This window comes from Bacillus sp. FSL L8-0358 (assembly GCF_038593095.1).
Lineage (GTDB): Bacteria > Bacillota > Bacilli > Bacillales > Bacillaceae > Bacillus > Bacillus subtilis.
Map to the genome: position 1 here is coordinate 3,237,694 of NZ_CP151962.1, position 19,189 is coordinate 3,256,882.

Annotated in this window: 23 protein-coding genes and 1 riboswitch; of the genes, 7 read left to right on the forward strand and 16 right to left on the reverse strand. The window is 45.6% G+C overall.

The genetic code is table 11. The features are described from left to right. Nucleotides 1–31 precede the first annotated feature (31 nt). Nucleotides 32–140, reverse strand: a riboswitch (SAM riboswitch). A 114-nt stretch (nucleotides 141–254) separates the two neighbouring features. The 9 genes from NYE49_RS16725 to NYE49_RS16765 all read right to left on the reverse strand — a co-directional run bounded on the left by NYE49_RS16725 (nucleotide 255) and on the right by NYE49_RS16765 (nucleotide 8,031). Then, nucleotides 255–599: an SCP2 sterol-binding domain-containing protein gene (locus tag NYE49_RS16725; RefSeq protein WP_003228587.1), complete on the reverse strand. Its 345-nt coding sequence runs from the start codon at nucleotides 597–599 to the stop codon at nucleotides 255–257. Between the two features lie 106 nt (nucleotides 600–705). After that, nucleotides 706–1,026, reverse strand: a complete 321-nt coding sequence (locus NYE49_RS16730) for a thioredoxin family protein (protein WP_003228585.1) — start codon at nucleotides 1,024–1,026, stop codon at nucleotides 706–708. Between the two features lies 1 nt (nucleotide 1,027). Beyond that, complete coding sequence (locus NYE49_RS16735) at nucleotides 1,028–1,390, reverse strand: toprim domain-containing protein (protein ID WP_015483668.1); 363 nt, start codon at nucleotides 1,388–1,390, stop codon at nucleotides 1,028–1,030. Between the two features lie 77 nt (nucleotides 1,391–1,467). Further along, complete coding sequence (locus NYE49_RS16740) at nucleotides 1,468–1,704, reverse strand: YusG family protein (protein WP_003228581.1); 237 nt, start codon at nucleotides 1,702–1,704, stop codon at nucleotides 1,468–1,470. Between the two features lie 55 nt (nucleotides 1,705–1,759). Further along, complete coding sequence (gene gcvH, locus NYE49_RS16745) at nucleotides 1,760–2,143, reverse strand: glycine cleavage system protein GcvH (protein WP_003222781.1); 384 nt, start codon at nucleotides 2,141–2,143, stop codon at nucleotides 1,760–1,762. A 66-nt stretch (nucleotides 2,144–2,209) separates the two neighbouring features. Further along, entirely contained in the window at nucleotides 2,210–2,566 is a 357-nt protein-coding gene (locus tag NYE49_RS16750) for an arsenate reductase family protein (RefSeq protein ID WP_003222779.1), read from the reverse strand. A gap of 110 nt (nucleotides 2,567–2,676) precedes the next feature. Continuing rightward, nucleotides 2,677–4,461: an acyl-CoA dehydrogenase FadE gene (gene fadE / locus NYE49_RS16755; protein ID WP_038429587.1), complete on the reverse strand. Its 1,785-nt coding sequence runs from the start codon at nucleotides 4,459–4,461 to the stop codon at nucleotides 2,677–2,679. A 14-nt stretch (nucleotides 4,462–4,475) separates the two neighbouring features. Further along, nucleotides 4,476–5,651 (reverse strand): acetyl-CoA C-acetyltransferase, encoded by a 1,176-nt coding sequence (locus NYE49_RS16760; protein WP_174616597.1) that lies wholly within the window; start codon nucleotides 5,649–5,651, stop codon nucleotides 4,476–4,478. Nucleotides 5,652–5,661: 10 nt separating this feature from the next. Next, nucleotides 5,662–8,031 (reverse strand): 3-hydroxyacyl-CoA dehydrogenase/enoyl-CoA hydratase family protein, encoded by a 2,370-nt coding sequence (locus NYE49_RS16765; RefSeq protein WP_047183580.1) that lies wholly within the window; start codon nucleotides 8,029–8,031, stop codon nucleotides 5,662–5,664. Between the two features lie 174 nt (nucleotides 8,032–8,205). Here NYE49_RS16765 and NYE49_RS16770 point away from each other — a divergent pair, with 174 nt between their 5' ends. Beyond that, nucleotides 8,206–8,352 (forward strand): YuzL family protein, encoded by a 147-nt coding sequence (locus NYE49_RS16770; RefSeq protein WP_003240817.1) that lies wholly within the window; start codon nucleotides 8,206–8,208, stop codon nucleotides 8,350–8,352. A gap of 24 nt (nucleotides 8,353–8,376) precedes the next feature. Here the strand turns inward: NYE49_RS16770 and NYE49_RS16775 are convergent, their stop codons facing one another. Next, nucleotides 8,377–9,285, reverse strand: coding sequence for a proline dehydrogenase (locus tag NYE49_RS16775; RefSeq protein WP_047183150.1), 909 nt, complete (start codon nucleotides 9,283–9,285; stop codon nucleotides 8,377–8,379). Nucleotides 9,286–9,379: 94 nt separating this feature from the next. On the opposite strand from NYE49_RS16775, the gene NYE49_RS16780 reads away from it, so the two are divergent. The 4 genes from NYE49_RS16780 to mdtP all read left to right on the forward strand — a co-directional run bounded on the left by NYE49_RS16780 (nucleotide 9,380) and on the right by mdtP (nucleotide 12,219). Further along, the gene (locus NYE49_RS16780) at nucleotides 9,380–9,625 is read left to right on the forward strand and encodes a hypothetical protein (RefSeq protein ID WP_003228567.1); all 246 of its coding nucleotides are present in this window, start codon (nucleotides 9,380–9,382) and stop codon (nucleotides 9,623–9,625) included. Between the two features lie 12 nt (nucleotides 9,626–9,637). Beyond that, nucleotides 9,638–9,970, forward strand: a complete 333-nt coding sequence (locus NYE49_RS16785) for a spore coat protein (protein ID WP_003222766.1) — start codon at nucleotides 9,638–9,640, stop codon at nucleotides 9,968–9,970. A gap of 159 nt (nucleotides 9,971–10,129) precedes the next feature. Next, nucleotides 10,130–10,597, forward strand: coding sequence for a MarR family transcriptional regulator MdtR (mdtR, locus tag NYE49_RS16790; protein WP_042974696.1), 468 nt, complete (start codon nucleotides 10,130–10,132; stop codon nucleotides 10,595–10,597). Beyond that, the gene (mdtP, locus tag NYE49_RS16795) at nucleotides 10,594–12,219 is read left to right on the forward strand and encodes a multidrug efflux MFS transporter MdtP (RefSeq protein ID WP_080344226.1); all 1,626 of its coding nucleotides are present in this window, start codon (nucleotides 10,594–10,596) and stop codon (nucleotides 12,217–12,219) included. Before mdtR ends, mdtP begins: the two co-directional genes overlap by 4 nt. A 35-nt stretch (nucleotides 12,220–12,254) precedes the next feature. On the opposite strand, the gene NYE49_RS16800 is transcribed toward mdtP, so the two are convergent. Further along, entirely contained in the window at nucleotides 12,255–12,638 is a 384-nt protein-coding gene (locus NYE49_RS16800; RefSeq protein ID WP_015483672.1) for a tautomerase family protein, read from the reverse strand. 18 nt (nucleotides 12,639–12,656) lie between these two features. Further along, complete coding sequence (locus NYE49_RS16805) at nucleotides 12,657–13,397, reverse strand: SDR family NAD(P)-dependent oxidoreductase (RefSeq protein WP_047183151.1); 741 nt, start codon at nucleotides 13,395–13,397, stop codon at nucleotides 12,657–12,659. A gap of 133 nt (nucleotides 13,398–13,530) precedes the next feature. Between NYE49_RS16805 and NYE49_RS16810 the strand changes: the two genes are divergently transcribed. Next, a complete protein-coding gene (locus NYE49_RS16810; RefSeq protein WP_047183152.1) occupies nucleotides 13,531–14,418 on the forward strand; it encodes a LysR family transcriptional regulator in 888 nt (295 codons plus the stop codon). Between the two features lie 19 nt (nucleotides 14,419–14,437). Here the strand turns inward: NYE49_RS16810 and NYE49_RS16815 are convergent, their stop codons facing one another. The 4 genes from NYE49_RS16815 to NYE49_RS16830 form a co-directional block, all read right to left on the reverse strand. Next, nucleotides 14,438–14,725 (reverse strand): YusU family protein, encoded by a 288-nt coding sequence (locus NYE49_RS16815; protein WP_080344227.1) that lies wholly within the window; start codon nucleotides 14,723–14,725, stop codon nucleotides 14,438–14,440. 24 nt (nucleotides 14,726–14,749) lie between these two features. Then, the gene (locus NYE49_RS16820; protein ID WP_010886609.1) at nucleotides 14,750–15,577 is read right to left on the reverse strand and encodes an ABC transporter ATP-binding protein; all 828 of its coding nucleotides are present in this window, start codon (nucleotides 15,575–15,577) and stop codon (nucleotides 14,750–14,752) included. 217 nt (nucleotides 15,578–15,794) lie between these two features. Further along, entirely contained in the window at nucleotides 15,795–16,232 is a 438-nt protein-coding gene (locus NYE49_RS16825) for a YusW family protein (RefSeq protein ID WP_015384600.1), read from the reverse strand. 108 nt (nucleotides 16,233–16,340) lie between these two features. Further along, nucleotides 16,341–18,137 (reverse strand): M3 family oligoendopeptidase, encoded by a 1,797-nt coding sequence (locus NYE49_RS16830; protein ID WP_047183153.1) that lies wholly within the window; start codon nucleotides 18,135–18,137, stop codon nucleotides 16,341–16,343. A gap of 133 nt (nucleotides 18,138–18,270) precedes the next feature. Between NYE49_RS16830 and NYE49_RS16835 the strand changes: the two genes are divergently transcribed. Next, nucleotides 18,271–19,113: an oxidoreductase gene (locus tag NYE49_RS16835; protein ID WP_015384602.1), complete on the forward strand. Its 843-nt coding sequence runs from the start codon at nucleotides 18,271–18,273 to the stop codon at nucleotides 19,111–19,113. The last annotated feature ends 76 nt before the right edge of the window (nucleotides 19,114–19,189 follow it).

The following is a 19,189-nucleotide window of genomic DNA, read 5'->3' on the forward strand; positions in this document are numbered from 1 at the left end:
TTGAGCAGAAAGGCTTATATAAAATGCCTTTCTCTCATCTTTCAAAGCGCTGAACGCTTCGTGTGAATTGGCACCATTTCAACAGCGTTGATGGTTGCCGGGCTTCATAGGGCACTTCCCTCCACCTCTCTTGATAAGAGAAATATATAGTCTTTTTCGTCCGGAAATTCTTAATGTAGAATAGCACGGCGAATGATTAAATGTCAATAAAATAAATGATGTCAACTTTTACTATTATAATAATTTATTATTTTTTAATTTTTTAAAATCCTCTGAAAAAATCCATTTGTCAGCCAGAGAATGGCTTCCAGTTTTAACAGGGCCCTGAATGATCCCTTTACTTTGAGGCTTCCGCTCTGAATCAGGTGCTGAAGGGAAATGTCTCCGTGCAATAAATCAATAATTTCCGTTTGGTTTCCGTAAAAGGTCAGGTTGGACGTTTGGGGCGGGGAAACTTTTTTCATTTCTCCCTGTTCGTTTATTGAGACGGTTAAGGCTTCTGCTTCTCCTTGGAAGGTAATGAGCAATGTTGAGGCATTCAAAAGGGGTTTTAAAAACAGATGCTGATACTCATCTTCTAAAACTTCCGCTTTCTCCATATGTACAACCTCCTATTTGTTGGTCATACATACACATTTCTCTCTTTGTCGCAAGAACCCCTTTATAAAACGAACGACAATTTCATTGGATATGCTGAGAAATATGTCATAAATGGGATGCGGAAGATGATTTTTGTTTGATCAGCTCATATAAATAAGAAACGGAATGAAATGCATATCCTCTTTCGACCATCTTTCCGCCTTTAAACAGCAGAAAACAAGGGACGCTTTCAATTTGATACGCTTTTGCGAATGTCGGAGAGTAATTGACATTGTTTTGATAGAAGGCGACATCAGGCAGCATTTCTTTCACCACTGTCAGCATTTTGCTTGCAAGCTGGCAGGTGCCGCAAAACGGAGTATATAAATATAGAAGGTACACATCATCTTCAATGTGGTCAAGTTCGTGTTCTTGGAGTTCTTTCATGCTATACACCTCGGGACTTTCTTTCAAGAAAAATAGTATGGACATTCAGATTCGCACGCAGCAATACAGAGGCGACATGGTGCCTGGGCGCAGCCGCTACTTCCTTATAGGCTCTGTCGATATGGAGATGGCAGGCTTCATTAAATTCACGCTTCAGCTGTTTTCTCAATTTCTCACCTGATTCATCAGCATCAACTAATATATAGACGTCTTTATCATAAAGCTCGTCAGCCAATTCCTCAAGCCTCAGCTGGCTGATTGTTCCGTTTGTGCAGATAATGCGCACCGGCTCATTCAGGACGCTTTCGATTTTCTCTTTATCTGATTTCCCCTCGACAATCATAACCTTTTCCAGCTCATCCATCTTCATCTTGTTCACCTGCCGCGTCAAATTTGAAACGTTCAGATTGTAAAAGAAGGCAGTGAAATTCACCGCCAACATTAACACCAGCCGTTTTCGTAGTCACAATCTACATATTTTGCGTCGTCTCCAGAGACCACATCGGCTGTCTTATAAAATTTCTCATTTTCAAAGGAATAACCGGACTTAAGCTCATATTCATTCATGCTTGTCATTTGGCCGATCATCTCATTATCATGATATAACGAGAGCCGGCCATTTTGAAAGCGGCCCGTCACGTCATTGGTGACATCGAGCTTTTGTTTGTCGAAAGCCATATTGGACACCTCCCATAACGTTAGCGTGTCCAATTGCTTTTACGGCTATCCTGTTTTAGTCTTCTTGTGTCATCTCTTCGTATTGCTCTGCTGTCATCAGTTTTTCAATTTCAGAAGCGTCAGATGGCTCAACGACGATCATCCATGCTTTTTCGTACGGAGATTCGTTGACGAATTCCGGACTGTCATCAAGATCTTCGTTTACTTCCACAACCGTTCCGTTAATCGGTGCATAAAGCTCAGATACCGTTTTAACGGATTCAACACTGCCGAATGGCTCGTCCGCTTTGATTTCAGCGCCCACTTCAGGAAGTTCGACAAACACGATGTCGCCTAATTCGGACTGGGCAAAATGCGTAATTCCGATTCTGGCTTTTTCTCCTTCAACTTTTACCCACTCGTGTTCTCCTGAGTAACGCAAATCTTTTGGTATGCTCAATTGAATCCCTCCATTTTTTACAGCACTACAATAAGAAGATACCACACTTTTCAAAAAAAATTTACATTAAGCCCAGTTTTCTTCAAATTGGTCTTCTTTAAATCCGACAGTCACTTTTTCGCCGTCTGTTGTAAGCGGGCGTTTGATCAGCATACCATCTGAAGCCAGCAGCTCGAGCTGTTCGTCCTCTGACATGTGATACAGCTTTTCCTTGAGATTGAGCTCGCGGTATTTCATGCCGCTCGTGTTGAAAAATTTCTTGAGATCCAGCCCGCTTTTTTCATAAAGCGCTTTTAATTCTTCTTTGCTTGGCGGCTGCTCAGCAATATGTATTTCGTTTATTTCTTTCCCATGCTCTTCAAGCCACTTCTTTGCTTTGCGGCACGTTCCGCATTTAGGGTACCAGTAAAAAGTTAACGACATCTTCTTCCCCCTCAATAAAATAATCGAGGTTATTTTAACACAGTTTGTTTTAAAAACCTAAAACAGTGCTTCTTAAAAAAGAGCTCCGCGCATGCGGAGCTCATGGCCAATCAGACAATATATTTCTCAGCCTCAAAAATGCCTGCCGCCGCCTCGCGTTTTTTCTGAATCACGTTTTTAGGCGTTACGCGTGTCAGCTTGCGCAGAGCGGAAAGCATCATGCGGAGTGAATCTCCTTCTTCCATTGCGATAAGGGATTCCTTCGCATGCGCTTCAATTTCGTTAAAGGCCTCTTGAACGAAAATTTCTGTGTACAGCACCTTTTGCGCTGCTTTTTCAGCGCCTTGTGCGGCAATGGCCTTTTCCGTTCTGAGCACGGCTGATTCCATTGCGTATACATTGCTGACGATATCCGCTACGTTCACGAGAATTTCTTGCTCACGATCGATCGCTTTTCCGTATTTTTGCGCGGCTAGGCCGGCAGCAAACAACGCAATTTTTTTGGCTTGCTTGACGATATATTTCTCCTGCTCTAAGACGCCGCTTCCAGGCTCTTCAGGCATAAGCATCATGAGTTCTTCCTGCAGCGACTGCGCTTTTTCGAATAAAGGCAGCTCGCCTTTAAGCGCTTTTTTCAGGAAGGTGCTTGGCACGATTAACCGGTTGATTTCGTTTGTGCCTTCAAAAATCCGATTGATCCTTGAATCCCTATAGGCCCTTTCTACTTCGTATTCCTGCATAAAGCCGTAGCCTCCATGAATCTGCACGCCTTCATCAACGATATAATCAAGCGTTTCAGAGCCGAATACCTTATTCAGAGAGCATTCGATGGCGTATTCCGCAATCGATTTGGCAATTTGCCGGCCGTCCTTGAGATCTTCAGCCGTGAACTGGCTCATATTATCTTCAAACAGCCCGACGGTTCTGTATACAGAGCTTTCCATCGCATACAGCCTTGAGGCCATTGTCCCGATTTTTTCCTGTGTCAATGAAAAACCAGCAATCGGCGTTTTAAATTGGCGGCGCTGATTTGCGTATGCCGCAGACAGCTCGATGACGCGTTTAGATGCGCCGATTGTGCCAACCGCCAGTTTGTAACGGCCGATGTTTAAAATATTAAAGGCGATGACATGCCCTTTGCCGATTTCTCCGAGCAGGTTTTCCTTTGGCACTTCAGCTTGATCCAGAATGAGGGTTCTTGTCGATGATCCCTTGATTCCCATTTTCTTTTCTTCCGGTCCCGTGGAGACACCCGGGAACTCTTTTTCTACAATAAAGGCTGAAAACTTGTCGCCGTCTACCTTGGCGTAAACCACAAATACATCGGCAAAAGCAGAGTTGGTAATCCACTGTTTTTCCCCTGTTAATACATAATGGGTTCCTGCTTCATTCAGCACAGCTGTTGTTTTTGCTCCAAGTGCATCAGACCCAGAGCCAGGCTCAGTCAGAGCATAAGCGGCGATCTTTTCGCCTGAAGCGAGTCCAGGCAAATATTTTTTCTTTTGTTCTTCTGACCCGAAAAAGACGATCGGCAAGGAACCGATACCGACATGCGCGCCATAAGAAAGAGAAAAGCTTCCCGCACGCGAAAATTTCTCAGTGATGAGTGCCGAGCTGATTTTATCAAGGCCGAGCCCTCCGTATTCTTCCGGCACATCGGCGCCAAGCAGCCCTAGTTCGCCCGCTTTCTTCAACAGTCTGACAGAATGCTCGAATTGATGGTTTTCGATATCATCTATATGAGGAAGAACATCTTGCTCGATGTAATCCTCTGTTGTTTTCGCAATCATTTTATGCTCGTCAGTGAAATCCTCCGGTGTATACATTTGATCGTATGTGACATCCTCGATTAAAAATCCGCCGCCTTTTTGTACTTCAGCCGCTTTTTTTGCCATTTGTTTTTCCCCCTTTAGCATAATTCAAATACACCGGCCGCTCCCATCCCGCCGCCGATACACATGGTTACGACTCCAAATTGCTCGTTTCTCCGTTTCATTTCATGGATGAGTGAGAGTGTAAGCTTTGTGCCCGTACAGCCAAGCGGGTGTCCAAGCGCGATTGCGCCCCCGTTGACATTCACCTTTTCTTCATCAATTCCCAATTCTCTGATTACTTGAATGGCCTGTGAGGCAAAAGCTTCATTCAATTCAAACAAACCGATGTCCTGCAGCTGAAGTCCGGCAAGCTTCAAAGCGCGCGGAATCGCTTCCACCGGTCCGATTCCCATCACTTCCGGCGGCACGCCGCCTACCGCAAAGGAGCGGAATTTCACAAGCGGCTCCAGGCCAAGAGCATCGGCTTTTTCCCGGTCCATCAGCATGACAGCCGCCGCTCCGTCACTCGTCTGCGAGGAATTGCCCGCAGTCACCGTCCCGTCAACGGAAAAGGCCGGGCGCAATGTCGATAAGATGTCTGCAGTCGTTTGCGGGCGAACACCTTCATCCTGAGAAAACACAAACTGTTTTTCCATAGGCTTATGGTTTTCTCCAATTTCTGTCACCGTCACTTCTACGGGTACAATTTCATCTTTAAATTTTCCTTCTGCAAGGGCTTTAGCAGCGTTTTGGTGGCTGCGAACGGCAAACGCGTCTTGATCCTCACGGGAGACGCCGTATTTTTTCGCGACTTGCTCAGCTGTGTGCCCCATGCTCATATAATATTCCGGTGCCTTTTCTGCCAAAGCAAGGTTCGGACGGGTAACATGCCCCATCATCGGAACTTGCGACATGGATTCTGCTCCGCCGGCGATCGCTGTATCGTAGGCGCCCAGCATAATTTTTTCTGCTGCATATGCAATAGACTGAAGGCCTGAAGAGCAATAACGGTTAACTGTAATCGCCGGAACTGTGTACGGCAGGCCCGCGAGCGCACCAATATTTCTCGCCATATTAAGCCCCTGCTCCGCTTCAGGCGTTGCACAGCCAATAATCAAATCGTCAATATTGCCTTCGTAGCCGCCTGCCCGTTTCAGTGTCTCTTTTACACAAATCGCTCCCAAATCATCCGGGCGAACGGTGGCCAACGATCCTTTTTTTGCTTTTCCAACCGGTGTTCTTGCACCTGACACAATGACTGCCTCTTTCATAAGCTCCCTCCTAATTCCGTAAAGGTTTACCTTTCACAAGCATATGCTGCATTCTCGCTTGAGATTTTGCCTCTCCTGCCAAACTCAAAAACGCTTCTCTTTCGATCTCCAATAAATACTCTTCATCAACCTCTGTACCGAACGGCACTTTTCCGCCCGCAATGACATAAGCGAGTTTTTTCGCGATCTTGAAATCATGCTCAGATATATAGCCGGACAGCTTCATCTGCTCAGCGCCAAGCAAGAGTGCCGCATAACCGGTTTCTCCCGGCACCTTGACCTTTTCTTTTACAGGCGGCCGCCAGCCGGTATCGTATAAAGATGCGGCCAGCTGCTTCGCATCGTATAACAGGTGGTCTTGATTCACGCTGATCTGATCCGTTTCTTTTAAGATGTTCATCTCACGAGCCTCTTGAGCGGAAGCGGACACTTTCGCCATCGCAATCGTTTCAAATGTTTTCATTGCCGCATTCATCGGATCAAGGCCGCAGCGAAGATGATTGATGTACAGCTCTTTGTTTCCCCCTCCGCCAGGGATGAGGCCGACACCGGATTCCACAAGTCCCATATAGGCTTCGCTTGCCGCTTGAATGCGCGCCGCCGGCAGGCATACTTCCGTTCCTCCGCCGAGCGTCATGCCAAATGGCGCGGCGACGACCGGTTTCGCACTGTATTTGATCTTCATCATCGTCTCCTGAAAACGGCGTATCACGAAATCAACTTCCAAAAAGTTGTCGTCTTGGACTTCCATTAAGATCATGGCAAGATTCGCGCCGACGCAGAAATTTTTCCCTTGATTGCCGATGACAAGCCCCTTATAATTCCGCTCTGTTTCCTCTAATCCTTTGTGGATCATTTGAATGATATCGAGGCCGATCGCATTGCTTTTCGAATGAAATTCAAGAAGGGCCACATCATCTCCAAGGTCAATTAAGCTTGCTCCGCTGTTTTTCGCAATCACGCCTTTTGTTTCTTTAAGTGCTTGTAAATGAATTCGTTTTTTGTTTTCTTTCACGGCTCTGTATTCGCCGCGGTCATAATAAAATACCGTTCCGTTCTCTTTGATGTAGAAGGTTTCATTTCCTTTATCCAGCATCTCTTTTATCCAGCCAGGCATATCTGCTCCAAGCTGCTCAAGCTTTTCCGCTGACTGCTTGAGGCCGATGGCGTCCCACATTTCAAAAGGTCCCAGTTCCCAGCCGAATCCCCACTTCATGGCTTGGTCAATCGCATGAATATCATCGGCAATCTCGCCAAGCAGCTCGGCTGAGTAAAGCAGGGTTTGAGAAGTGATATTCCACAGCAATCTGCCCGCTCTGTCATCTGTATAAATAAGCGCTTTCATTTTGGCTTTTGTCCCTTTTGCCTGTTTTGCCGCTTCAAGTGCCGGTGATTTCATTTTTGTCCGCTCGCCGTAAGTAAGCGTCACTGGGTCAAGCTCATAAATCGTTTTTCCTTCTTTTTTATAAAAGCCTTGGCCGGCCTTACTTCCGATCCACCCTTTTTCCAGCATATCGTTCATGAAGCTTGGAAGGCGAAACACTTCTTTTTCATCGCCATCAGCTTTGTCATACACATTTCGGGCCACATGGGCGAATGTATCGAGGCCGACCACATCAAGCGTTCTAAAGGTGGCGCTTTTCGGCCTGCCGATCAGCGGTCCTGTGATCGAATCAACCTCCCCGACCTGATAGCCGCCTTTCAGCATTTCTTGGACTGTCACGAGAAGCCCGTACGTCCCGATGCGGTTTGCGATAAAGTTCGGTGTGTCCTTTGCTGTAACAACGCCTTTCCCGAGGACATTTTCTCCGAAAGCTGTCATAAACTTTAAAATATCAGGATCGGTTTCCTTAATTGGGATGATCTCCAGCAGCTTTAAATAGCGTGCGGGATTAAAAAAATGCGTTCCGAGAAAATGGGCTTTAAAATCATCCGACCGGCCTTCAGCCATTTCCTGCACTGATATGCCGGATGTGTTGCTTGAGACGATGCTTCCAGTCTTTCGATGTTCATCCACAAGAGCGAAAATTTTCTTTTTGACTTCAAGGTTTTCGACAACGACCTCAATAATCCAATCTGCTTCTTTCAGTTTTTCTGCATCATCCTCCAGATTGCCCGGTGTAATATAGGAGGTATTTTTCGCTGATGTGAGGGGAGCGGGCTTTTGTTTCAGCAGTTTTTTCACCGCCTGCCGGCTCAGCCTGCTGCGCACCTCCGGACTGTCCTTCGTCAGCCCCTTTTTTTCCTCTTCCTTTGTCAAATCGTTCGGCACAATATCTAGCAGCAGGACAGGAATTCCGATGTTAGCCAAATGCGCCGCAATCCCGGAACCCATTACCCCCGATCCTAAAACGGCTGCCTTCCGAATGTGTTTGTGCATGAGATATCCCCCTTGAACATTGAATGAATAGTCATTCATTTTTTGGCTAAAAAAAATGAAACCCGTTTCTTCTTTCATCTTAAAAGATTTCCGGTTCGACTTCAATAGCTAATTTGTTATTTTTTTGTATGAAGCCTATAAAAGTCGGGCAACTTAAGCCCGGAGGTGAAGGGAATGGTACGAGAGAAAAAAAATCCGTCTTCAGCGGCAGTCAGCGCGGCGAGCGTAAAAGGAGATGCCGGTCCGACTCAGCATTACGGCGGCGGAAAACGGACAAGTCAAAATCAGCAGTATAAAAAACATAACATGGAACAATCATAATGCAGCTGCTTCCCGCGGCTGCTTTCACTTTTTCAAAATTCCTTTTAACACAAACGCTGCATTGGCAGGCCGTTCGGCAATTCTTCTCATAAAGTAGCTGAACCAGTCCGTTCCATATGGGACATACACACGCATTCTGTAGCCTTCCTTGGCGAGTTCCTTCTGACGCTCCGGCCTGATGCCGTATAGCATTTGAAACTCAAATTGCGACGCGGGGATTTGATGTTCGGCGACGAGCTGTTTCGTAAATACAATGATGTCATCGTCATGTGTGGCGACTGCCGTGTAGTTCCCGCTTAACAACTGCAGCTTTATTAAGCTCTGAAAATGAAGGTCCGTTCCTCTTTTGTCAGGAAACGCTACAGCCGCAGATTCTTTATAAGCGCCTTTTACAAGTCTGAGATTCGGCTTTAAGTCCCGCATCTTTCTGATATCTTCTGCCGCCCGGTACAGATACGCCTGAATGACCGTGCCGAGCTTCTCAAATTCCTGTTTGCATTGCCTGTAAATAAAAAGTGTCTGTTCATAATGCGAATAGTCTTCCATATCAATGGTCACAGCAACATCATATTGCTTCGCAACGGAAAGAATGGCGCGCAAATGAGTAAGAGCAAGTTCTTCTGAAAGATCGAGCCCGATTGAGGTCAGCTTAAGTGAAAGCTCTGAATCCAATTGATGTTCGGCAATGGCTTGAATGGCTTTCTTGCATTCCTCTGCGACTTGGTTCGCTTCTTTTTCCGAAGCTGCATACTCGCCTAAATAATCAATTGTTGCACACAAACCGGATCTGTTTAGCCTTTTGACGGTCTTAACCGCCGATTCAATCGTATCCCCTGCGACAAACCTTCGTGCTCCAAGCCGCGTTCCGTATGCTTTTGCGAACTTGGTAAGTGTTTTATTTTGAGATAAGAATAAAAACACATGTCTCAACATCCGACTCCCTCCCGCCGTCATCTTCAAAACACCTGTATATAACTCCCAGTCTGAAGGAAACTATAAAATGAACAGAAACCAAAGGAGGATCACAATGGATAATCAGCAGCAATCTCAAATGCCGCCTTCCGTTATTTCGACAAAGGATCATTTGTATCTCAATGACATGCTGAACTGGAATTTGCTCGCGATGAAAAAAGCGCATTTCATGGCGCAGCAGTGCCAGGATCAAACGTTAAAGCAAGAACTCGACCGCGTCGGACACATGCATCATGATCACTATCAAAGAATATTAAAGCACCTGCAGCCAGGCCAGCAGCAGTCCGGCTACATCCAATAAGGAGGCGCCAGAATGAATCAGCAAAATCAAAAAATCAGCAACCCGCAGACACCTGTACCGACAACATCGGAAATGAATGACAGAGATTTCGTCAACGAACTGCTGACAACCGAAAAATACATGACAACAGCTTATTGCACTGCCTTGCACGAATTCAGCCACGAGTCTCTTTATCAGGATATTCAATCCATTTTTGATGAGTCACAAAAAGCGCAAAGAAAACTGTATGACCTCATGTTCCAATATGGATGGTATTCTGTTGAAGCGGAGGATGCACAAAAGCTGCAGCAGTCCTATCAAAAATTCCAGCAGACCATTCAGCAGCAGTCTCCTTATCAGCAATAACAATATCAGTAAAAGGATACGATGTTCTTTCGGGCATCTATCCTTTTTTTTTGTGTAAAACCAGTTGACTTTTCATTTACGCTTATTTATATTTAATAAGCATTAACTATTTTGTCATCAAAATATATATACAGTGTATGTAACAGAGGGGAATTGAATATGAAGAGTGCGGATCAGTTAATGTCCGATATCCAATTATCGCTTCAGGCGCTCTTTCAAAAGATACAGCCTGAAATGCTGGAAAGCATGGAGAAACAAGGTGTCACCCCAGCGCAGCTGTTTGTGCTGGCCAGCCTAAAGAAACACGGCAGCCTCAAAATTTCTGAAATTGCCGAGCGTATGGAGGTGAAGCCAAGCGCGGTGACGCTGATGGCAGATCGCCTTGAACAAAAAAATCTTATCGCCAGAACACACAACACAAAAGACAGGCGAGTGATTGATCTCAGTCTTACTGACGAAGGAGACAGAAAGTTCGAGGAGATTTTGGCAGGCAGAAAGGCCATTATGGCGCGCTATCTTTCCTTTTTGACGGAGGAGGAGATGCTGCAGGCGGCGCATATTACAGCAAAGCTCGCACAAGCAGCAGAAACGGATGAAAAGCAAAACATGAAAAGAGGAAATGGATGAAAATGAGTAAAGAAGGCAAACAATCAAAACGAACGTTATTAATAACAGGCTTAATTATTGCCATGTTTTTTTCAGCCCTTGACGGTACCATTGTCGGAACGGCCATGCCGAAAATTGTCGGTGATCTGGGCGGTTTAAGCATGATGACCTGGCTGACAACTGCATATTTGTTAACATCAACAACCATTGTTCCAATTGCCGGTAAACTGGCTGATTTATTGGGACGCCGCATTGTCTATGTATCAGGTTTAATTATTTTCATGGCCGCTTCTGCTTTGTGCGGAATGGCCAACAACATGACAGAATTGATTATCTTCCGTGGACTGCAGGGAATCGGCGGAGGCATCATGATGCCGATGGCGATGATTGTCATCGGTGACTTGTTCACAGGAAAACAGCGTGCTAAATTCCAAGGTGTCTTTGGCGCAATTTACGGGCTGGCTTCAGTGATTGGGCCGCAAATCGGCGGCTGGATTGTAGACTCGTTAAACTGGAAATGGGTTTTCTATATTAACCTGCCAGTCGGAATTATTGCGGTTATTTTTATTGCCAGAGGATTACAGGGACGCCAGCAGACTGGTCCGATCAACTTCGACATCGCTGGTATTTTCACAATGATTGTCGGTGTGGTCAGCCTCCTGCTCGCCTTAAGCTTTGGCGGAAAAGATTATGCATGGGATTCATGGCAGATTCTTGGGTTGTTCGCTCTCGCACTGATCGGCATTGTCAGCTTTATCATCGTAGAATCAAAAGCAAAAGAGCCAATCCTGCCAATGTATTTATTTAAAAACAGAACATTTACATTTCTAAACTTGATCGGCTTCTTTATGAGTATCGGTATGTTTGGCGCCATTACGTTTGTTCCTTTCTTTATGCAGGGAATTGTCGGTGTAAGTGCGTCTGAATCGGGTACAATTATGACACCGATGATGATTTCTATGATTATCACAAGTATCATCGGCGGACAGCTTGTTTATAAAATTGGGATTAAACCGCAAATCATTACAGGCATGCTGGTTATGGCCGGCGGATTCCTGCTGTTAACGACATTGGATCTCGATACAAGCAAGCTTGTCGCTACATCTTTTATGGCGATTATTGGTCTGGGAATGGGTCTTGTTATGCCGATTCTGACATTGGCTTTACAGGAAAGCTTTTCGAAGGAGGAGCTTGGAGTTGTCACTTCATCCAGCCAATTCTTCCGTTCTATCGGCGGAACATTCGGCATTACCATGCTGGGAGCCGTAATGAATGCGAGATCAGGAAATCTATTAACAGATAAATTGGTGCCATATTTAGACTCTCTTCCGGCACAGGCAAGCTCGTTTGCCGCCCAGCTAAAGGGTATGATTGATACAAATCCGCAAGGACTGCTGCAATCACTGTTCAGTCCGGACGCAGCCAAACAAATCCCTGCGGCTTTCTCATCCCATATTGTGCCAATTTTAAAAACATCGTTGATGGATTCGCTCCACAGCGTGTTTTATACGGGCCTGATCTTTATCGCAGTCGGAGCCGTATTCACCTTGTTCTTAAAACCTATCAAGCTATCAAATAAGAAAACGGAAGACCAACAAGAAAAAGAGAAAGCGGCAAAAGCCGTTGAATCACCTTCCCATTAATAGAGCACCCCGCGGGTATCAATCCGCGGGGGTTTTTATTCAATCATCTGGGCTCTTCCATTTCCGAAAGACCAATCCTCAGCCTGATTTCCGGCCAGCATGATAAACACATCTTCTTTTCTGACACCAAGCTCGGAATGAATCCGACTCGCGATTGAGCGGTAAAGTGCTTTTTTCTGTTCAGTTGTTCTTGACTGTTTCAGTGTAAAATGAATGTATATCAGTTCATCAGTACGCTCGACTTGGAGATAAAATGGATCATAAAAAAATTCGCTTTTTTCATATTGTCTGATGACTTGGAAATAGTCATCTTCCGGCACATTGATTTCTTCAATCATCGATTGGTGGATAGTCCTGCTCAGTTTTTGAAGCCACGCTTCGCTTCTTCCCGACCGTAAATGAATCTGTACAAATGGCATCTCCCTGCATCCCTTTCTTTACAGCGTCTGTCCGCTGTCAATTGTGATAATTTGGCCTGTGAGTGATTCCTGTTCAATTAGTGAACAAATCAATTTGGCAACATCATCTGGTTCAGCAATACACTGCAGCGGCAAAGAGCCAATCATGCTTTTCATTTTTTCTTCCCGGCCGGCCCACCATCTCGTTGCCACAGCTCCTGGTGCTACACCGCTTACTCTGATTTCAGGCGCTAAGGCGTGGGCCAATGATTTCGTTAAACCGTGCACCGCTGATTTTGATACTGCGTAAGGCATAGATGAGCCGGCACCAGTTACCCCTGCGATGCTGCCGACGTTTACAATCGCCCCGGCCTTGCTTTTCTTCATGAACGGAACCACTGACCGCGCGCAGAAAAACATCCCTTTCACATTGACGGCATACAGCTCATCCCATATGTCTTCTGTCGCAGCCTCAAGATCATCCATTGGAATATGCCATGTAATGCTGGCATTGTTGACTAAAATATCAACCGTGCCGTGTGTGTTCACGATTGCTTGAATCATATCCTGCACGTCGCTGTTTTTGGATACATCTGCTTGGATGGCGAAGGCTTGCCCGCCAGCTTTTCGAATCTTTTCCACTGTTTCCTCCGCTTCTGATTGCGAGCGTGAATAATTCACCGCCACAATCGCCCCGCGCTTTGCCAATTCCATACTGGCTGCTTTTCCGATTCCTGTGCCGCCCCCCGTTACGAGAGCTATTTTGTTCAAGACATTCATTGCCGCCACTCCTTGCTGTTGACTAAAGTATATTTCTGATTCCATTGTAATCCAGCTTTGATGTTACGTATAATGATTGTTAAAGATACTAGATATCACTCAGATTGATAGCAAACGAACGGGGGAGTTCAAAATGGAAAGCGGAGATTTACGTGTGTTTCAAATGGTAGCCCTTGAAGGGACCATTACGAAAGCAGCCCTGCAGCTTGGCTATGTGCAATCGAATGTCACGGCCAGAATTCAGCAATTGGAAGCTGAGCTGGGTACCACACTGTTTTTGCGTCATAATCGGGGCATGACACTTTCTGCAAGCGGAAAATTGCTGCTGGACTACGCAAATAAAATTATTGGCCTTCTTGATGAAGCGTCTAAAGCGCTCTCATCCTCCGCAGAACCAAGCGGGCCGCTTATGATCGGCTCCACTCAGACAACAGCCGCGGTAAGGCTACCAAAGCTACTGGCATCTTATTATGAAGAACATCCAAACGTCCAGTTGTCTTTAACAACAGGACATACGCAATTTCTCCTTGATAAAGTTCTTCGTTATGAATTGGACGGCGCGTTTATCGGATGCGAATGCCATCATCCTGAGCTCGAATCCTATCCTGCGTTTGAGGAAGAACCAGTAGTTGTTTCGGCTGCCTCCGTGCCCGATGTTGAGGAAGCCATCACAAAGCCGATTCTCGTATACAGCACAGGCTGCTCGTATCGAGAAACACTTGAAAAATGGCTGCGTTCCGTCGGTGTCACACAGCCGGTCATTATGGAATTTGGGACGCTTGAAGCAATTATCGGCGGGGTTACAGCAGGTCTTGGCATCTCGTTGCTGCCAAGAACGGTTGTGCAGAAACATGAAGCAGAAGGATCAATTCGATTGTACCCGCTGCCTGAAGCTCTCAGCCAGATGAAAACAGAATTTATTGTTCGAAAAGATTCGTTTATCAGCAGCGCGCTGAGAACCTTTATGGATTCCTTTACGCCAGATAAAACGGCTGAATCACAAAAAAGCAGTCTGCTATAATGAACAGACTGCTTTTTGGCTATTGTTTGTTTCGATGCGCTTCATTTAATTCCTTAATATGCTGAATGATCTCTTTAATGCCCTGCTTTGCATCAGGGTATGTCGCATTCCAATGCTTAGCGAGCGGAGGCATGCTTTTGGCTATATGGGTGTACAAAATCCATTGCTTCACTTCTTCTTTTAGCTCATCGTGTGTTTCACCAAGCAGAAGCTCAGTATACTTCTCCAGCAATCCATCCAGCTGCTCCTGAAGTTTTTGTTCCATTTTCCATCTTCCTTTCGAAAAAACAGCAAGGAGCTTTCTCAATTGAAAGCTCCTTCGCTGCGTTATTTATCCATGTGATGTGAAAGCCGCTTCCTGGACAATGCATCTGCCCCTGCCATGAGGAATGCAAAGAGGCGTTCCGAAGAGCGGGTCCTGTGTAACCTGACAGTTCATAGAAAACACATTTTGCACAAGATCACAAGTGATGACCTCTTCCGGACGGCCTTCTGCATAAATCCGTTTATCTTTTATGGCCACAAGATGATGCGCATAGCGGCACGCCAAGTTTAAGTCATGGAGAACCATAACAATCGTCCGGTCTTCCTTTTCATTCAGCTCAAACAGCAAATCAAGAATTTCAATTTGATGCGTCATGTCTAAATACGTCGTCGGCTCGTCAAGAAGGATGATATCCGTTTCCTGGGCAAGCGTCATCGCGATCCAAGCCCGCTGGCGCTGTCCGCCTGACAAAGAATCAACGGCGCGGTCAGCCATGTCCTCAAGCTTTGTTGCTTTAAGCGCTCTTTCAACTGCTTCCTCATCCTCTTTTGACCACTGCTTCAGCCAGTTTTGGTAAGGATATCTTCCTTGCTTCACCAGCTGATGCACCGTCAGCCCCTCTGGAGCCGAAGGACCTTGGGGCAGGATTGCGAGCTCTTTTGCGACTTCCTTCGTCGGAAGCTTGGCAATGGCTCTTCCTTCCAGCAGTACTGAACCGCCTCTCGGCTTCATGAGGCGCGCTAATGAACGTAAAAGTGTCGATTTTCCGCAGCCATTGCTGCCAATAAATACGGTAATTTCACCTTTGGGAATTGTTAAATTCAACTCATCAATAATAACGGCATCCCCGTATCCTAAGCTCAGCGTTTCTGTAGAAATTGCACTCATACCCATAACCGCTCCTTTTTGCTGGCTTTTTAGCAGCACTATGTATTGCACGTTTTCTATATACATGCTTTTAAGTCAATTGTCATCAATGCAAGTGATTCCGATATTCAGCCATTTGATATGGTCATATATCCCTCATTGTAGCAGAAAACACTGACTTTGAAAATCATTTTCAATTAGTTTTATGGACATAATTGACGTTTATGGGTTTTTTATCACAAGATTACTTCTTGATTTCTCTGATGGAGCCGTCCTTCAGCTTCAATTTTAAATCGATATGATCATAATGACTGTCCAGATTAAATGCTGCCAGCACACTTTGTATCACTTCTGTTTCAGCCATTTGGTCTGTCACGGAAAGCTCGCTCAAAATCATTTTCATCTCATCCAATGCTTCTTCTCCCTCCTGATTGACACCAGAGAGCTTATCCTGTATTTCCGCTTTTTCCTGAGTCCCGTTCTTTGTATAGATTCCTTCATAACGGTTATGCTCACCATCCCCGTAGCTCACACGAAGCGAAAAATTGCTGTAGGGAACGGATTTCAGCTGGGTGACGGCTGTATTTTCTCCTTCTGCCTGCTGCTGGTCTTCATTGAGACGGCAGCCCGCAATCAGAACCACTGCGAGACATACAGCCCCGGCTGCTCTGACCAAATGCATATGTTTCCCCCCTGTAGGATTCCATTTATTTTAGGTATATCCAGAGAATGAAATCCTCATTCAGAGAAGAATTGAAAAAGCCGGGGCATATAACGCCACGGCTTTTCTTTAAGATTCGGTCATTTGCAAAAAGGTTTCGGCGTCACGCACAGCCAGCTTGATGGCATTCTCCCAGAAATCGCGCTTCGTGATGTCAGCCCCCAAATGCTTCATGGCCAAATCCTCCACTGTCATAGAAGCCGTATCTCGCAATAGCGCCATATACTTCTCTTCGAATGCGTTTTTTTCTTCAAGCGCCAGCGCGTAAATGCCAAGAGAAAACAGGTAGCCGAATGTATAAGGGAAATTGTAAAACGGCACCCTCGTGATGTGAAAGTGAAGTTTTGATGCCCAAAAAAGCGGATGATATTCTTCTAACGCATTGCAGTATGCCTCTCTTTGCGCCTCTTCCATCAGCTCATTCAAGCGGCTGGCCGGTACCACTCCCCGCTTTCGTTCCTCGTAGAATCTCGTTTCGAATAGAAATCTTGCGTGAATGTTCATGAAGAACGCAACACTTCTTTGCACTTTATCCTCCAGAAGAACAATCTTTTCTTCCCTGGTCTCGGCTTGCTGGACAGTCGCGTCCGCCACTATCATCTCTGCAAACGTTGAAGCTGTTTCTGCAACGTTCATGGCGTAGGAACGGTTTAACGGCCTGACGTCGAGCATTGCTTCCTGATGGAACGCGTGTCCGAGTTCATGCGCAAGAGTAGAGACATTTGAGGCGCTGCCCGAAAATGTCATGAAAATCCGGGATTCCCCGCTGTCTGGAAAGCTCGTGCAAAAGCCGCCGACTCTTTTTCCACTCCTGTCTTCCGCCTCAATCCAGCCGTCCCGAAACGCTTTTTCAGTGAATGAGGACAGCTTTTTGCCAAACGTTGAAAACTGGCTGGTAATGATATTTGCGGCTTCATCATATGAATAGACCTTTCCGTCAGAACCGATCGGTGCCTCGACATCGTACCAGCTGAGTTTTTCAAGGCCGAGCATGGATGCTTTCCGGTTCAAAAACTGAACGAACGGCTTCTTGTTTTCAGTGATGACCTGCCACATCGTATCAAGTGTTTCTTTTTTCATCCTGTTAATTTGCAGCGGTTCCTTCAGGACATTCTCCCAGCCGCGCGCTTTATAGGTTTCAAGCCGGAATCCCGCCAAATGATTCAGCGTGCTGCTGAAAATATCCTGCTTGCTCTCCCAAGCTTGGCGGAAACGTTCATATACTGTTTTTCTGACAGCACGGTCTTGATGGTCCATCATATTCTCCGCCTGACCGACAGACAATTGCTTGTTTTCACCGTTTTCCTCATACGGGATCGTCATTTTCCCGACAACCATATTGTATAAGTCACTCCAAGCGTGATATCCGTCCACCGCAAGGTTTCCGATCAGTTTTTCTTTACCGGGGCTAAGCTTTTCGGCAACCCTCTGTCTTCTTTCATTTAATATGTAAGATACATCGCGCAATCCCGGTTTTGTTAACAATTCATTCCACACGTCTTGATTAATGTCCACAAGTTTATGATCTAATGTAACGAGCGACGATTGAAAATCTGCGGAAAGCCGGTTCATGAGTGCCTGATGCTCTATAGCCTTTTGATCATTGATATTCTGGGCCTGGAGGCAAGCAACAAAAGCGCCGGCCTGCTGAAGCTTGACGGATGTCTGTTCGAATAAATCAAGCAACGCGGTCAGCCCTTCAGCCTCTTCAGGCGATTCAGGCACCTGAAACGCATCAGTCCTGTCTTGAAATGCACGCAGACTTTGTGACAGCTTCTCAATATATCCTTTGAATTCTTCTGATTGGCTCCCGCCCTTAAAAAATGAATCAAGATCCCATCTTTGGCCTACCCCTTGCAGCGCCATATCACAAAACCCCTTTCCTTCTTTCGTTCTATTATAGAACAATTCTGAATTGTTGTATAAAAATTTCTTTTACAGACGTCATTTCCTGTTCAGGATTGTACAATAGCTGTAGCAGTTTAATAGGAGGGTTAGGATGAATAAAAAAATAGCAATCGTAACGGGAGCGTCCAGCGGCTTCGGTCTGCTGGCAGCTGTAAAGCTTGCCCGATCATTTTTCGTGATAGCGACATCAAGACAGCCTGAAAAAGCGGAACAGCTTCGGGAATTGGCTGCAGCACACAATGTGTCTGATTCTATTCACATTACAGCTCTCGATGTCACCGATGAACAATCTATAGTCTCATTCGGAAAAGCCGTTAGTGCTTACGCCCCGATCGACTTACTCGTTAACAATGCCGGAACGGCTTATGGAGGATTTATCGAGGATGTGCCGATGGAACATTTCAGACAACAATTTGAAACGAATGTCTTCGGTGTGATCCATGTGACAAAAACCGTTCTGCCTTACATAAGAAAGCATGGCGGCGCAAAGATTATAAACGTGAGCAGCATCAGCGGACTGACCGGATTCCCAGCGCTGTCGCCATATGTTTCTTCCAAGCATGCATTGGAAGGTTTTTCTGAAAGCCTTCGTATCGAGCTGCTTCCGTTCGGTATCGAAACCGCTTTGATTGAGCCGGGCTCATACAAGACATCGATCTGGACAACGTCATTATCAAATTTTATGTCGGTGCCTGCTGACGATTCAGCCTATCATCAATACTATAAAAAGATCCTTTCCTACGTTCAAAAAAACGGAGAAGAAAGCGGAGATCCCCAAGAGGTTGCCGACCTCATTTACCAATTGGCAACAAAACAGCACATAAAGAAATTGCGATACCCGATCGGAAAGGGCATCAGGCTCACCCTGCTATTCCGATCGCTTTTTCCTTGGTCTGCGTGGGAGTCTATCCTGAAGAAAAAGCTATTCAGATGACATAAATTATAATAATTATAATTTAGTATTGATTTTTATTTAGTATATGATATAATTAAAACAACAGATCACAAGG

What these genes read in the sequence shown, in the direction of transcription:
- NYE49_RS16725 (WP_003228587.1), bottom strand. Translation starts at nt 599, where the DNA reads ATGGAGAAAGCGGAAGTTTTAGAAGATGAGTATCAGCATCTGTTTTTA.
- NYE49_RS16730 (WP_003228585.1), bottom strand. Translation starts at nt 1,026, where the DNA reads ATGAAAGAACTCCAAGAACACGAACTTGACCACATTGAAGATGATGTG.
- NYE49_RS16735 (WP_015483668.1), bottom strand. Translation starts at nt 1,390, where the DNA reads ATGGATGAGCTGGAAAAGGTTATGATTGTCGAGGGGAAATCAGATAAA.
- NYE49_RS16740 (WP_003228581.1), bottom strand. Translation starts at nt 1,704, where the DNA reads ATGGCTTTCGACAAACAAAAGCTCGATGTCACCAATGACGTGACGGGC.
- NYE49_RS16750 (WP_003222779.1), bottom strand. Translation starts at nt 2,566, where the DNA reads ATGTCGTTAACTTTTTACTGGTACCCTAAATGCGGAACGTGCCGCAAA.
- fadE (WP_038429587.1), bottom strand. Translation starts at nt 4,461, where the DNA reads ATGGCAAAAAAAGCGGCTGAAGTACAAAAAGGCGGCGGATTTTTAATC.
- NYE49_RS16760 (WP_174616597.1), bottom strand. Translation starts at nt 5,651, where the DNA reads ATGAAAGAGGCAGTCATTGTGTCAGGTGCAAGAACACCGGTTGGAAAA.
- NYE49_RS16765 (WP_047183580.1), bottom strand. Translation starts at nt 8,031, where the DNA reads ATGCACAAACACATTCGGAAGGCAGCCGTTTTAGGATCGGGGGTAATG.
- NYE49_RS16770 (WP_003240817.1), top strand. Translation starts at nt 8,206, where the DNA reads ATGGTACGAGAGAAAAAAAATCCGTCTTCAGCGGCAGTCAGCGCGGCG.
- NYE49_RS16775 (WP_047183150.1), bottom strand. Translation starts at nt 9,285, where the DNA reads ATGTTGAGACATGTGTTTTTATTCTTATCTCAAAATAAAACACTTACC.
- NYE49_RS16780 (WP_003228567.1), top strand. Translation starts at nt 9,380, where the DNA reads ATGGATAATCAGCAGCAATCTCAAATGCCGCCTTCCGTTATTTCGACA.
- NYE49_RS16785 (WP_003222766.1), top strand. Translation starts at nt 9,638, where the DNA reads ATGAATCAGCAAAATCAAAAAATCAGCAACCCGCAGACACCTGTACCG.
- mdtR (WP_042974696.1), top strand. Translation starts at nt 10,130, where the DNA reads ATGAAGAGTGCGGATCAGTTAATGTCCGATATCCAATTATCGCTTCAG.
- mdtP (WP_080344226.1), top strand. Translation starts at nt 10,594, where the DNA reads ATGAAAATGAGTAAAGAAGGCAAACAATCAAAACGAACGTTATTAATA.
- NYE49_RS16800 (WP_015483672.1), bottom strand. Translation starts at nt 12,638, where the DNA reads ATGCCATTTGTACAGATTCATTTACGGTCGGGAAGAAGCGAAGCGTGG.
- NYE49_RS16805 (WP_047183151.1), bottom strand. Translation starts at nt 13,397, where the DNA reads ATGAATGTCTTGAACAAAATAGCTCTCGTAACGGGGGGCGGCACAGGA.
- NYE49_RS16810 (WP_047183152.1), top strand. Translation starts at nt 13,531, where the DNA reads ATGGAAAGCGGAGATTTACGTGTGTTTCAAATGGTAGCCCTTGAAGGG.
- NYE49_RS16820 (WP_010886609.1), bottom strand. Translation starts at nt 15,577, where the DNA reads ATGGGTATGAGTGCAATTTCTACAGAAACGCTGAGCTTAGGATACGGG.
- NYE49_RS16825 (WP_015384600.1), bottom strand. Translation starts at nt 16,232, where the DNA reads ATGCATTTGGTCAGAGCAGCCGGGGCTGTATGTCTCGCAGTGGTTCTG.
- NYE49_RS16830 (WP_047183153.1), bottom strand. Translation starts at nt 18,137, where the DNA reads ATGGCGCTGCAAGGGGTAGGCCAAAGATGGGATCTTGATTCATTTTTT.
- NYE49_RS16835 (WP_015384602.1), top strand. Translation starts at nt 18,271, where the DNA reads ATGAATAAAAAAATAGCAATCGTAACGGGAGCGTCCAGCGGCTTCGGT.